The following is a 12,809-nucleotide window of genomic DNA, read 5'->3' as shown; positions in this document are numbered from 1 at the left end:
TGACCGATGACGGAATACGTCAAAAGATAAAAGGCTCGTGAGCCTGTAAACCCTGTTTTACTAAGGTTAAAGAGGAATAAAACAGAATATCTAAAAAATGATCAGACAAATTATTAAGTGATGATTGGTGTTACAGTCAAATTTTCAGAGCAATACACTGAGGGCGTGATGCGTTGTGGATGTTAATATTTTGTGATGAATGTCACGAAATTTAATACTTATTAATGGCGGACTGACGCGTTACTTTGTGATTTATGTCACTTACGTCGCCAAACTGTGATCCCTTTCATACTCCTGACTATTATGTCTATACAACTATACATTCTATGACTTTACTCAATTAACGGCGTTTTTTTCGTCAATTGACTCAGGGGAAACGGATGATGAAATTAGGCAGCAAAATCCACGATTTGGGTAAAGCGCTGATGACGCCGATTTCAGTGATCGCCGCTGCGGGGATTTTTCTCGGGCTGGCGGCGGCGTTACAAAATCCGGCGGTGACCGGGGAGGCGTTCGCGCAGATAAAATCGCTGCAACTGGTGATCGGTTTTATTCGTCAGGTATCGGGCGCGCTGTTTGCCAATTTACCGCTGTTCTTTGCCGTCGCCACGGCCATGGGGCTGGCCAATGCAGAAAAAGCGACGGCAGCCTTTGCTGCAGTGATTGGCTTCGTCGGTCTGCACGTTGGCGTTAATTATAGCCTGCTGGCGCAGAACATTACGCCGGAGACCATTACCGTCGCCAAACTCACCGCCAAAGGCATGACTGAAAGCGATGCGATGATCTATGCGGCGGAGTTCACCAATACGCTGGGGATCTTCACCTACAACATGAGTGTGCTGGGTGGGGTGCTGGTGGGGTTGATCACCATGTGGCTGCACAACCGCTTCTATACTATCGTGCTGCCCACGGCGATTGCCTTCTTTGGCGGACGGCGTTTTGTGCCGATTATCACAGTGTTGGTCCTGCCGATTGTCGGCGTGCTGATGTCATTAATCTGGCCAACCATCGCGCAAGGCATTCAGTGGGTCGGTGAGCTGATTGGCCGCACCGGCGAGATCGGCACCTTTATTTATGCTGCTTCTGAACGCCTGCTGATCCCAACAGGTTTGCATCACATCATCAATGAAACCGTGCGTTTCACCCCGATTGGCGGAGTGACGACGGTGGATAACCAAAGCATCGTCGGGGCGCTGAATATCTTCAATGCGTCGCTGGCGGATCCGGGGGCAATCACCGATCAGGTCACACAACAGGCCACGCGTTTCCTGGCGCAGGGTAAAATTCCGGTCATGATGTTTGGGTTACCGGCCGCGGCGCTGGCGATGTATCACTGCGCACGTCCCGAACATAAAGGACGCGTTAAAGCGCTGATGCTGGCGGGGGCGCTGGCCTCTTTCACCACCGGTATCACTGAACCACTGGAGTTCTGCTTCATCTTTGTCTCGCCGGTGCTGTACGTCATGCATGCGGTACTGACCGGCATTTCGTTTGTGCTGATGCAGATGTTCCACGTGATGATCGGTAACGTGCAGGGCGGGGCGATCGACTTCCTGATCTTCGGCGTGTTGGGCGGCGCGAAAACCCACTGGTGGTATCCGCTGATCCTGGGGATCATCTATGCCCCGATCTATTACTTCAGCTTCCGCTGGGTGATCTTGCGAATGCAGGTCAAAACGCCGGGGCGTGAAGATGAGAATGATGCCGAAGAGCGCGCTAAACCGGCGCAGGGTAACGAGAAGACCAGGAATATTATTCTGGGACTGGGCGGCGAAGGCAATATTGCACAGGTCGACTGCTGCTTTACCCGTCTGCGGGTGAAGGTCAAAGACATGGCGCAGGTTCAGGACGATACCCTGCTGAAAACCGGTGCGATGGGCGTGAAGCGGGTTACGGACAATGACGTGCATGTGATCTACGGACCGCAGGTCGAACAGGTGGCAAATCTGGTGAAGGCGGAGCTGTCCGGGATTAGCTGACAGAGCCGCCAGCACATCTCAAGGCTGACCCTCTGGTCAGCCTTTTTTTATGTCTTTCACCTCGGCCCAAATCGTAAAACTGTAATGCTGCTGATTGTAATAGACATCGGACACTTCGAAGGCTTTGCCGTCGGTGAATTCAGACACCGCACGCGAGTGCAGTACCGGTTCATCGCGTGACAGATTCAGCGCCAGCCGGATTTGATTGGAGGGCAATTCGGCTGAGATCTCTTTATTGCTGCCCGCCGGTTCGAAACCTTTTGAGCGCAAATAGGCATATTTGGAGTGGGTCAGGTGTTGCCGCGTCATGTCGGGGAACGGGTCAGCCAGCAGCCAACACTGCTCATAGACAAACGGCTCCTCCCCGAGCAGACGCAGGCGCACCATAAAATGCATCTCCGTTCCCACCGGCACATTCAGTGCGGCAGCGATCTCCGCATTGGCGCTGATCCGTTTGAACTCCAGCACGCGGTTTTCAATCGGTTGATTGATCTCCACCGCCAGTTCACTGGCGGTTAGATGGCGGTCGAGCGGCAGATTCACTTTGGCGATGTGGCGTTTTTTGACCACAAAAGTACCGCGCCCGCGAAAGCGTTCCACCCGGCCCTGCCGCACCAGATAGTCCACCGCTTTGCGTGCGGTCATGCGTGAGACGCCATAAATTTCGCACAACGCCGCTTCGGTTGGGATCGGGTCACCGGGCTTGATCTTACCGGCGGAAATTTTTTCAGTAAGCTGCTGTTCTATCTGTAGATACAGCGGTACGAACGAGGTTTTGTCGAGTTTCATCAGCCCTCCGGTTAGATGCTTAATTGTATAGCTGAGTATACATTTGGACAAATAAACCGCGGACTTTTGTGCGCTGTGAAGGGTTTTAGGTGAATAAAAGCAAAACAACCAAACCCCGTATGAAAGGGGTTTGGTTTATACAGATACCGTCAGTTTACTCAGGCAGTAATGCGGATGAAGAGAACAGGCTGCCGCCGTCTTCCTGACGTTTGAAGCGCCAGCAGTGCTGATGATATTTTGCCACGCTGTTACGGTGCGCGACGCTGATTACCGAGGTGTCTGGCAGCTCGCTCACCAGCAGGCTGTACATGCGCTGCTCGGTTTCGTCGTCCAGCGCGCTGGTGGCTTCGTCGAGGAACAAAATAGCCGGCTGAATCAGCAGGGCACGGGCAAAGGAGAGACGCTGCTGTTCGCCCGGCGACAGGCGCTGGCTCCAGTTAGCATAATCATCCAGCACGCTTTGCAGATGCGGCAGGCAGCATTGATCGAGTACTTTATTCAACTGGTCGTCAGTGTAGTCACGGCTGGAATCGGGGTAACTCAGCGCTTCGCGCAGGGTACCAATCGGAATATAGCTGCGCTGCGGCAGGAACAGATGTGTTTTCCCCGCAGCAAGATGAATACTGCCCGTGCCGTAAGGCCAGATACCGGCAATGGCGCGCAGTAACGTCGATTTTCCGCAACCCGACGGGCCGGCGATCAGTACGCGTTCACCGGCATTCAGGCTGGCTGAAACATTGCAAAACAGCGGGCTGCCGTTCGGCAATTTCAGGGTTAAATCGTCGAGTTGCAGATCAACACTGTCCGATTCACGCACGCTGATACCGCGTGGCTGCGCGTTGACCTGATCGATTGCCGCATTGAAACCGGCCAGACGGTTAACGCAGGCTTTCCAGCTGGCGAGATCGGAGAAGGCGTTGATAAACCACGAGAGTGAGCCTTGTACCTGACCAAATGCCGAGGCGATTTGCATCAGCGCACCCATCTGAATAGCGCCGGAGAAGTAGCGCGGTGAGGCCACCAGGATCGGGAAAATGTTGGCGAACTGGGCGTAGAAGGTCGATGCCACGTTCAGGCTACGGGTGACCTTCATGATCGACCACCAGTTGGTTTTAATCGAATCAAACTTGCCGGTCAGTTGTTCGCGCTCGCTTTTTTCCCCGTGATACAGGGCAATGGCGTCGCTGTTTTCACGGATACGGATCAGGCCGAAACGGAAGTTCGCTTCGAACCACTCCTGGTTAAATCCTAAGCGAACCAGCGGCTTACCCACCCACCAGACAATCACCGAGCCTACCACGGCGTACAGCAGGGCAAACCACAGCATATAGCCGGGAATTGTGATCTCATGCGAAGAGATGGCGAAGGTTAACGGCCCGCTGATCGACCACAAAATAAACACGAAGGAGAACAGGGTCACCACGCTCGACAGCAGCCCAAGTGTCAGGGAGAGGGTGCCGCTGGTCAACGCATTGAGGTCATCGGAGATACGCTGGTCGGGGTTATCCACCTGATGCTGATACTCGGTGTAATAATAGGCGTGATTGCCCAGCCACTTGTCCATATACTCTTGGGTCATCCAGCGCCGCCAGCTCATTTGCAGGCCCTGCGTCAGGTAAACTTTATAGATGGCAATGACAATAAACAGCAATGCCAGCCAGGTGAATTTAAACAGCTGGGCTTTGAACACCGGATAGTTTCTGTTTTGCAGGGCGTCATAAAACACCCGGCTCCATTCATTGATTTGGACGCTAAGATAGACGCTGGCCAGTGAAAGAATAACGATAGCAGTCAACATGCCCCAGGCACGCCACTTCTCTTGCGAGAGCCAATAAGGCTTAATCAACTGCCAGACGGCACGCCACGGTGCCGATTTTCCAGGTTTATTAGTCATAATTGCCATGTTTAAAGATATTTAGGTAGTGATGCGTAATCATCCCAGAATGAGTGAGCCAGCGCGAGAGGGCAATGGCCTACATGTAAGGATGTTTTTCCTGCGGTAAAGTTCAATTCCGCATTAAGAAAAGGGTGTTTGATGAGAGTGGTGTTGAGTTTGCTGCTGATGGCAGGATGGTCGTTCAGTCTTCAGGCATTGGCGAAAATCGATGAACCTGATATCAACGGCGATTGCCTGAAAGCCGGGATTTATGCCTCCGCAGGGAAAGTCGCCTATCAGCAGGGCCAGTTCGATAAAGCCCGTGAAGTTTTTCGCGATCAGGTGGCATGGAGTGAATTTTGCCACAAACCGCAGGAGAGCATCGCCACGGCTTATAACAACATTGCGCTGACCTATATCCGTCAGGGGCAGTACCGCAAAGCCAAAGCCTGGCTGATGCTGGCGCCGGAAAATCAGAAATCCCAATACAATCTCAGCCAGATCAAACCGAAGCTTGATGCCCTGCCTGCGGCCGAGAGCGTGGCGGGTGAGTACTGGCAATATGCCGGCTACGGCAACTGGAATGAAGTCAGTGTCAAAGCGGAAGAAGCACAGTTTAGAATCGATTTCAGCGGCATGTACATGGGGCTGATGTCACTCTACTACGGTCCAAACACCGGTGAGTTTTCGGTCGTGACGGCGGTCAAAGAGGGCAAAGCGGAGTATCGCGAGGCTGACGATAAAAATGCCGGTGGTGGTCAGTGCGTGGTTAACCTGGATTTCGCCGCCGAACAGGTCAATCTACACACCATTGGCGACTGCGGGTTTGGTATGAACGTGCAGGCCGAAGGGCCATTTGTGCGGGTAATGTGATCTTTTTTCGGCAACAGACGTTGTTTGCCATACCTCAAACCCCCTCTGTGAAGGGGGTTGGAGGGCAGTCATAATCAGAACTGAAAATTTACTGCGGCCACTTCATTTCACCCTTCAATACCTTGGCGCTCATCAGCAGCGAAGAATCATCCTTCAATTGCGGATAATGGCCTTTCATCGCGGCGATGAGGGCGGTGGAGTCTTTGGCTTTCGGCAACGCTTTTTCCAGCGTCAGCAGATAGTCTTTAGTGAATTTAACCGACTCCAGCGTATGCGGTGCGCCCGGCAGGAAGTGTCCCGGTACGACGGTGGACGGTTTCAGTGCGGTGATCTGATCCAGCGCAGCAACCCACTGCTGACGAGATTCAACCGTTTGGTTGTCGGCCACCCACAGATGCATATTATTGCCATCAACCAGCACCCCGCCGACGACGGCTTTCAGCGCTGGGATCCACACGAAGGTACGGTCGGCGACCTGACCTTTCACTTCAAATTTTTTGCCTTCCAGCTCAAAACCGTTGCCTTTCAGTGCTTCAGGGACAATCACTGCTTTCGGCGCATTGTCTTTTAACTGCGGGCCCCAGAAAGCGACTTTGCCCTGTTTGGTGGCGTTGATCTCATCGATGGTGGCCTGAGTGGCAAGGATTTTAGCCTTCGGGAACGCCGCGTGGATCACATCCAGACCGAAGTAGAAATCGGGATCCGACTGGCTGATATAAATCGTGGTCAGGTTTTTGCCGCTGGCTTTGATCTTCTCCACCAGTTTTTCAGCGTCGTTGCGCTGGAACTGTGCGTCGATTAACACCGCGTCTTTTTCGCCGGTGATGATTTCAGATGACACCGGGAATATGCTGTTTTCACCCGGATTATAGACGTCCATTTTTAAATCGGCGGCGTGGGCGGACAGGCTGGTGCCGAGCAGTAACGCAGCGGTCAGGGCGGATCTTTGCAAACGTATCGTTTTCAAACATATGGCTTTCAGACGCATAAGACTTCCTCAGAGAAAATAGTGAAGCAAAAAATAACCTTTGGTAAGCACCTACTGTACGTTGCATAAAGCGAGAGAAAAACCGGATAATACGCAACTGTTTGTTGCATAAACCGGACATATCCATGGACAGAATTACCGCTGCTGAAGTTTTTGTCGCCATTGTTGAACGCGGAAGTATGGTCAGTGCCGCCGAGTCGCTGAATATGTCGCGGGCGATGGTGACGCGCTATTTATCGGAGATGGAAAAATGGTCCGGCGCACGCCTGCTGCACCGTTCGACCCGCAAACTGAGTTTAACGGATGCCGGTGAAAATACGCTGGCGCGTTGCCGGAAAATGCTGGCGGTGGCGGCGGAGATGGTCAGCGTTGGGGAAAGTCAGGATGACGCCCTGCGCGGATTATTACGCCTGAGTTGTTCGCAATCATTCGGCCAGGGGGCGGTGGTGATCGCCGTGGCCGAGTTCTTGCGCCGCCATCCGCAGGTCAGCATTGATCTGCAACTGGAGAGCCGGGCGATCAATCTGGTGGAAGATCGCATCGATCTGGCGCTGCGCATCACGAACGATCTCGATCCCAACCTGATTGCCCGCCCGCTGGCGCAGTGTCCGTCAGTGGTGTGTGCGGCACCGGCCTATCTGGCGGCCCAGGGCACGCCGCAAAAACCGCAGGATTTGGCGCTGCATAACTGCCTGACCTACAGCTATTTCGGTAAAAGTCTTTGGCAGTTTGAGCGTGATGGTGAGAAAACGGCGGTGCCGGTCAGCGGCAATCTCAGCGCCAATGAATCACTGGTGCTGCTGACTGGCGCGGTGGAAGGCGCAGGCATTGTGATGCAGCCTTATTACTCTGCCGCGCCGCTGGTCGCCAGCGGGCAACTGGTGGCGTTGCTGCCGCAGTGGCAGCCGCAAAATATGGGCATCTATGCGATTTACGCTTCCCGGCGGCAAATGCCTGCTGCATTACGGGCATTGCTGGACTTTCTGGTGGCGTGGTTCGCCGGGCATCCTCGCTGGCTGTCGCTCACGACTGAAAAATAGTGCGCTCAACGCGGCCAGCACTATTTTTTGAAACCTTTACACACATTTTCATAACCCCTTAAACATCATCAGATTAGTTCTAACTGCATGGCAATTTGTGCCGTCGTCAACCGTCAAAACTGGCCAAAAGTGTGATCTGCATGGTATTTCTGTGCCCCTATGCAACATTGTTCTAACAATAATAAATAAACCAACGGGGAATTTTATGCCTGTTTCACTCCTGGCGCTGGCGTTGAGTGCATTTGCCATCGGCACCACCGAATTTGTCATTATGGGGTTGTTGCCCAATGTGGCGAACGATTTACAGGTCAGTATTCCGCTGGCGGGCTGGCTTATCAGTGGATACGCGCTGGGCGTGGCGATCGGCGCGCCTATCATGGCGGTACTGACCGCCATGATAGGCGCGCAAGAAAACCCTGCTGTTGCTGATGGTGATCTTCATCTTCGGCAACCTGATGTGCGCTCTGTCGTACAGCTACGGCTTCCTGATGCTGGCGAGGGTGATCACCGCGCTCTGTCACGGTGCCTTCTTTGGTATCGGTGCCGTCGTCGCCGCTAATCTGGTGGCCCCTAACCGCCGGGCTTCTGCCGTGGCACTGATGTTCACCGGCCTGACGTTGGCCAATGTGCTGGGCGTGCCACTCGGCACCGCACTCGGGCAGGCACTGGGCTGGCGTTCCACGTTCTGGGCCGTCGCGATCATCGGTGTGGCCTCGCTGTTTGCATTGTATAAAAATCTACCGGATAAAAAAGACGAAGAGCCGACCGACTTACGCAAAGAGATGGGGGCGCTGCGCGGGCTGGGACTGTGGTTATCGCTGTCGATCACCGTGTTTTTCTCCGCTGCGATGTTTGCGCTGTTCACTTATATCGCCCCAATGCTGACGGAAATCACCGGCGTTTCCGAGCACGGTGTCAGTTGGACGCTGCTGTTGATCGGTCTTGGTTTGACGATAGGTAATGTGGTTGGCGGGCGTCTGGCGGACTGGCGACTTGGCGCAACCCTGACGCTGATTTTCCTGCTGATCGCCGTGTTCTCGGCGCTGTTCAGCTGGACCAGCGTGAACCTGCTGGCGGCCGAAGTGACGCTGTTTTTCTGGGCGATGGTCAGTTTTGCCGCCGTTCCGGCGTTGCAGATTAACGTCGTGACGTACGGTAAAAACGCGCCGAATCTGGTCTCTACCCTCAACATTGCGGCGTTTAACGTCGGCAATGCGCTGGGTGCCTGGGTCGGCGGAGCAGTGATTGCCCGTGGTCTGGGGTTGACTGCCGTACCGTTGGCTGCCGCCGGTCTTGGTCTGGTAGGGTTTGTGCTGTGTATTGTGACTTTCCGCCGTGCGGCGAAGAAAGCGGAAAAAGCCGTAGCCTGACGTTCAGGCTAACGGCATAACATCATGTCCAGGAGGCAGGTTTGATGAGAACCTGCCCCCTGATCTATTCAGTGATTTTATGACTGCACCCGCGCCTGTTCAAGGCGCTGAGCAAACCGCTCTGCCTGCTGGTGGCAATGTTCGATGAAAGTCGTGACCAGCGCCGAGGCCGGGCGGTGCAGCGGGCGGATCAGGCTGACGGTGAACGGCACTGGCAGGCTGAATTCCCGCACCACCATGCCACTGTCGCCTCTTTCGACATAGTCCAGCGCAGTCAGCGGATTGACTATCGACACCCCGACGCCTTCGCGCACCATGCTGCACACCGACGCCGCACTGTGGGTTTCCATCACCAGACGGCGGTTCACCTGATGTTCATTGAACAGCGAATCGAGCAGTTGGCGGTAGCTGTCGGTGGCTGACAGGCTGATAAAGTTGTGACCGGAAAAATCCTCTGGCGTAAGACACTGTTTGGCCGCCAATACATGCCCGGCGGGCAGCACGCACACTTCATTGAGCGTCAGCAGCGGTTGCCGCTCAGTGCCGGCTGGCGTATGGGTATTTTCGGTCAGCCCGAGGTCATGGCGCTGCGCCGACAGCCACTCCTCCAACAGCGGTGACTCCTGCGGCACAATGTTAAAACTGACGTCCGGGTAGCGGTCCAGAAAGGGTTTGCACACCGCCGGCAGCAGGGACTGGCTGAACACCGGCAGGCAGGCAATGGAGAGCTGCGCCTGTTCAAACTGACGGATGCCTTCTGCGGCGCTGACGATGCGGTCCAGCCCGTAGTAGGAACGCTGCACTTCTTCGAACAATCGCAGGCCTTGAACCGTCGGAAAAAGACGGCCACGCAGGCGCTCAAACAGCTGTAAATTCAGCAGCTTTTCACAACGTGCCAGCTCACGGCTGACCGTTGGCTGAGAGGTATTGAGCAACGCCGCCGCTTCGGTCAGGTTACCGGTGGTCATCACGGCGTGAAAAATTTCGATATGGCGCAGGGAAATGGTGGGCATCGGGTTCTCCGCAGAGGAGTTTTGGCTGGCAATATCCATATCATAAATGAATAGACTGGTATGAAACAGATATTTTCAAGCAAGAGAGGGATCGGCGATACTCAGGTCAACTTCCTCTTTGCCGATCTCAGGACTCTCTATGCCACGCGCCTTAAATGATACTTCCACCGCGCTGAACGCTGCCAATCTTCTGGCACTGACGCAGCAATATGGTTGCCCGGTCTGGGCGTATGACGCACAGATCATCAGTGAGCGTATTGACCAGCTGCGCCAGTTTGATGTGATCCGTTTTGCGCAGAAAGCCTGCTCGAATATTCATATTCTGCGCCTGATGCGTGAGCAGGGCGTGAAGGTGGATTCCGTGTCGCTCGGCGAAATTGAACGTGCGCTACTGGCGGGTTTCAAGCCGGGCCGTGATGCCAGTGAGATCGTCTTCACGGCTGACGTGCTCGACCAGCCGACGCTGGATCGCGTGACTGAGTTGGATATTCCGGTGAATGCCGGGTCGATTGACATGCTGGGGCAGATTGGTCGCCAGAAAGCCGGGCATCCGGTGTGGCTACGGGTTAATCCGGGCTTCGGTCACGGTCACAGCCAGAAAACCAATACCGGCGGCGAAAACAGCAAACACGGCATCTGGTATGCCGACTTACCCCAGGCGCTGGCCGAAATTGCGCGTTATGACCTGAAACTGGTGGGCATTCATATGCATATCGGGTCCGGCGTGGATTACTCCCACCTTGAACAGGTGTGCGACGCCATGGTGCGGCAGGTGATTGACATCGGTCATGATATTGAGGCGATTTCAGCCGGTGGCGGTTTGTCGATCCCTTATCGTTTCGGCGAAGAAGCGATTAATACCGAACATTATTACGGATTATGGAACCGTGCGCGTGAGCAGATTGCTGCTCATCTCGGCCATGCTGTCCATCTGGAAATTGAACCGGGCCGGTTCCTGGTCGCCGAAGCCGGTGTGCTGGTGGCGCAGGTCCGCGCGGCGAAAAACATGGGCAGTCGGCACTTTGTGCTGTGCGACGCCGGTTTCAATGATTTGATGCGCCCGGCGATGTATGGCAGCTATCACCATATCTCGCTGCTGCCTGCCGATGGTCGCGACCTTAGCGGGCAGCCGCTGATCGACTCGGCGATTGCCGGTCCGTTGTGTGAATCCGGTGACGTCTTTACGCAGGAAGCGGGTGGCGGCATCGAAACATTCCCGCTGCCGCCAGTGCAGATGGGTGACTACCTGGTGTTCCACGATACCGGCGCGTATGGCGCATCGATGTCATCGAACTACAACAGCCGTCCGCTGCTGCCGGAAGTGCTGTTTGAAAACGGCGTACCGCGTTTGATTCGCCGTCGCCAGACCATCGAAGAGTTACTGGCGCTGGAACTGATCTGATTCTGGCCGGGGTCCGCTTTCCTTTCAGCGGTTGGCGAAGGGCCCCGGTAATACCGATTCACGTAATTTCAATTCACCGGTAAAGGGCACAATCGGTGCCAGCGGTTGGCCTTCAATCAGCCGCAGCGCCTGCGCAATGGCCGCGGCTATCATGGCGTCAATCGGCAAGTAGACCGTTGACAGGGCCGGATGTAAATAGGCCGCACTCGGTTCGTCATCAAAGCCAAACAACGAAATATCCTGCGGCAGGCGGATCCCCGCCTGATGCAGTGCTTTCATCGCCCCCACCGCCATATCATCGTTACAACAAAACAGCGCGCTGAAACTGACGCCGGAATCCAGCAGAGCCTGGCAGCCGAGATAGCCGCTCGGCACGCTGCTGTCGCCATAGGCCACGCGTAATGGCTCGAACGGTAATTGATGGTGCGCCAGCGCCGCTTTATAACCTGCCAGCCGCGCCTGGGCGGTCGGGGTGCGCATCGGGCCAGTAATACAGGCGATGTGATGATGACCCTGATTAATCAAAAACTCAGTGGCTTCGAAGGCTGATTGCTGCTGTTCAAAGTAGACGCAACGCTCGGGTGCGTCGGGCAGCGCGCGGTTGACCACCATCAGCGGGGTGGACAGGGTGCCGAGCAGGTGCATCAACTGGTTGTCGGACATGAAGCGGGTATAGAGAATGATCGCATCACAGCGCCGGTCAGCCAGCAAATGCACGGCCTGAAGTTCATCCTCCGGGGTGTCGTGGCCATCGGTAACAATCAGATGCTTACCGCTGCTCTCCGCCAGTTTGGCTGCCTGACGCAGTAAGCGGCCAAAGTAGGGGCCGTCGAAATTGGAGATAACCAGCCCGAGGCTGTACGAGCTGTTGGTCGCCAGCGACTGCGCCAGAAAATTGGGCCGGTAGCCGAGTTCATCCATGGCGCGGAACACCGCGTCACGGGTGGTTTGTTTTACCTGCCCGGTGCTGTTTAGCACCCTTGATACCGTCGCTTTCGAGACACCCGCACGCAACGAAACGTCTAACATGGTTACCATCGGTTTCTCTTCCCCGCATCCGGCTCATTAAACATAACTTTATCACAGCTCGGCGGTAGGGAAGGGGAGCAAATCCGTCAGTTCGCCGGCTCTTTTTGCGCAAACATCTCGCGGCGCAGCAGGACAATTTCCCCGGCCAGATCCCGACACAGCATGGCGGTCATCAGATGATCCTGCGAATGCACCATGATCAGGTTAACCGGGATCTTGCCCGTCCCTTCATCCAGGCCGATCAACTGCGTCTGCACTTTGTGCGCCTTGCGGGCCGCGTCATCCGAGGCTTTCAGCATGGCGTCGGCTTCCTCCCACTGCTGTTTGCGTGCGCACTGAATCGCCATCATGGCGTTGGATCGCGCTTCGCCCGCGTTGATCAATAACTCCATTACCGTTTGTTCAAGGTCGAATTCCATCAGATGCTCCAATTGGTATGCCAAATTTGGC

10 protein-coding genes and 1 pseudogene are annotated in these 12,809 nt (G+C 55.0%); 5 read left to right on the top strand and 6 right to left on the bottom strand.

Annotation, left to right across the window (positions count from 1 at the left end; translation table 11 throughout):
• The first annotated feature begins 380 nt into the window (after positions 1-380).
• Entirely contained in the window at positions 381-1,979 is a 1,599-nt protein-coding gene (locus tag EAH77_RS14105) for a PTS transporter subunit EIIC (protein WP_140473444.1), read from the top strand.
• 36 nt (positions 1,980-2,015) lie between these two features.
• On the opposite strand, the gene EAH77_RS14100 is transcribed toward EAH77_RS14105, so the two are convergent.
• Both EAH77_RS14100 and EAH77_RS14095 read right to left on the bottom strand, forming a co-directional pair.
• Positions 2,016-2,768: a GntR family transcriptional regulator gene (locus EAH77_RS14100; protein WP_140473443.1), complete on the bottom strand. Its 753-nt coding sequence runs from the start codon at positions 2,766-2,768 to the stop codon at positions 2,016-2,018.
• Between the two features lie 154 nt (positions 2,769-2,922).
• Positions 2,923-4,671 carry an ABC transporter ATP-binding protein/permease gene (locus tag EAH77_RS14095; RefSeq protein WP_140473442.1) on the bottom strand — a complete coding sequence of 583 codons (1,749 nt, stop codon included), beginning with the start codon at positions 4,669-4,671 and terminating at the stop codon, positions 2,923-2,925.
• Between the two features lie 132 nt (positions 4,672-4,803).
• On the opposite strand from EAH77_RS14095, the gene EAH77_RS14090 reads away from it, so the two are divergent.
• Positions 4,804-5,517 (top strand): tetratricopeptide repeat protein, encoded by a 714-nt coding sequence (locus EAH77_RS14090; protein ID WP_140473441.1) that lies wholly within the window; start codon positions 4,804-4,806, stop codon positions 5,515-5,517.
• Between the two features lie 88 nt (positions 5,518-5,605).
• Here EAH77_RS14090 and EAH77_RS14085 read toward each other — a convergent pair whose 3' ends face one another.
• The gene (locus tag EAH77_RS14085; protein WP_241673461.1) at positions 5,606-6,505 is read right to left on the bottom strand and encodes an MBL fold metallo-hydrolase; all 900 of its coding nucleotides are present in this window, start codon (positions 6,503-6,505) and stop codon (positions 5,606-5,608) included.
• 125 nt (positions 6,506-6,630) lie between these two features.
• Between EAH77_RS14085 and EAH77_RS14080 the strand changes: the two genes are divergently transcribed.
• Positions 6,631-7,545: a LysR family transcriptional regulator gene (locus tag EAH77_RS14080; protein ID WP_140473440.1), complete on the top strand. Its 915-nt coding sequence runs from the start codon at positions 6,631-6,633 to the stop codon at positions 7,543-7,545.
• 205 nt (positions 7,546-7,750) lie between these two features.
• A pseudogene (locus EAH77_RS14075) lies at positions 7,751-8,915 on the top strand (MFS transporter).
• Positions 8,916-8,992: 77 nt separating this feature from the next.
• Here EAH77_RS14075 and EAH77_RS14070 read toward each other — a convergent pair.
• Entirely contained in the window at positions 8,993-9,928 is a 936-nt protein-coding gene (locus EAH77_RS14070; protein ID WP_140473439.1) for a LysR family transcriptional regulator, read from the bottom strand.
• A gap of 139 nt (positions 9,929-10,067) precedes the next feature.
• Between EAH77_RS14070 and lysA the strand changes: the two genes are divergently transcribed.
• On the top strand, positions 10,068-11,330 hold the full coding sequence (lysA, locus tag EAH77_RS14065) for a diaminopimelate decarboxylase (RefSeq protein ID WP_140473438.1): 1,263 nt from the start codon (positions 10,068-10,070) through the stop codon (positions 11,328-11,330).
• Between the two features lie 24 nt (positions 11,331-11,354).
• On the opposite strand, the gene EAH77_RS14060 is transcribed toward lysA, so the two are convergent.
• Together EAH77_RS14060 and EAH77_RS14055 are read right to left on the bottom strand one after the other, a co-directional pair.
• Complete coding sequence (locus EAH77_RS14060; protein WP_140473437.1) at positions 11,355-12,368, bottom strand: LacI family DNA-binding transcriptional regulator; 1,014 nt, start codon at positions 12,366-12,368, stop codon at positions 11,355-11,357.
• A 77-nt stretch (positions 12,369-12,445) separates the two neighbouring features.
• Positions 12,446-12,778: a PTS lactose/cellobiose transporter subunit IIA gene (locus EAH77_RS14055; RefSeq protein ID WP_140473436.1), complete on the bottom strand. Its 333-nt coding sequence runs from the start codon at positions 12,776-12,778 to the stop codon at positions 12,446-12,448.
• Positions 12,779-12,809: the final 31 nt, after the last annotated feature.

The sequence above is a fragment of the Ewingella americana genome, from assembly GCF_006438725.1.
In the GTDB taxonomy this organism is placed as follows: Bacteria; Pseudomonadota; Gammaproteobacteria; order Enterobacterales; family Enterobacteriaceae; genus Ewingella; species Ewingella americana_A.
Note: the sequence above shows the minus strand (reverse complement) of the source record. Positions and strands in the feature narration are given on the sequence as shown.

Bases quoted from the DNA above. Each gene is read 5' to 3' on its own strand.
- EAH77_RS14070 (WP_140473439.1), bottom strand. From the start codon at position 9,928: ATGCCCACCATTTCCCTGCGCCATATCGAAATTTTTCACGCCGTGATG.
- lysA (WP_140473438.1), top strand. From the start codon at position 10,068: ATGCCACGCGCCTTAAATGATACTTCCACCGCGCTGAACGCTGCCAAT.
- EAH77_RS14095 (WP_140473442.1), bottom strand. From the start codon at position 4,671: ATGGCAATTATGACTAATAAACCTGGAAAATCGGCACCGTGGCGTGCC.
- EAH77_RS14060 (WP_140473437.1), bottom strand. From the start codon at position 12,368: ATGGTAACCATGTTAGACGTTTCGTTGCGTGCGGGTGTCTCGAAAGCG.
- EAH77_RS14105 (WP_140473444.1), top strand. From the start codon at position 381: ATGATGAAATTAGGCAGCAAAATCCACGATTTGGGTAAAGCGCTGATG.
- EAH77_RS14080 (WP_140473440.1), top strand. From the start codon at position 6,631: ATGGACAGAATTACCGCTGCTGAAGTTTTTGTCGCCATTGTTGAACGC.
- EAH77_RS14090 (WP_140473441.1), top strand. From the start codon at position 4,804: ATGAGAGTGGTGTTGAGTTTGCTGCTGATGGCAGGATGGTCGTTCAGT.
- EAH77_RS14055 (WP_140473436.1), bottom strand. From the start codon at position 12,778: ATGGAATTCGACCTTGAACAAACGGTAATGGAGTTATTGATCAACGCG.
- EAH77_RS14085 (WP_241673461.1), bottom strand. From the start codon at position 6,505: ATGCGTCTGAAAGCCATATGTTTGAAAACGATACGTTTGCAAAGATCC.
- EAH77_RS14100 (WP_140473443.1), bottom strand. From the start codon at position 2,768: ATGAAACTCGACAAAACCTCGTTCGTACCGCTGTATCTACAGATAGAA.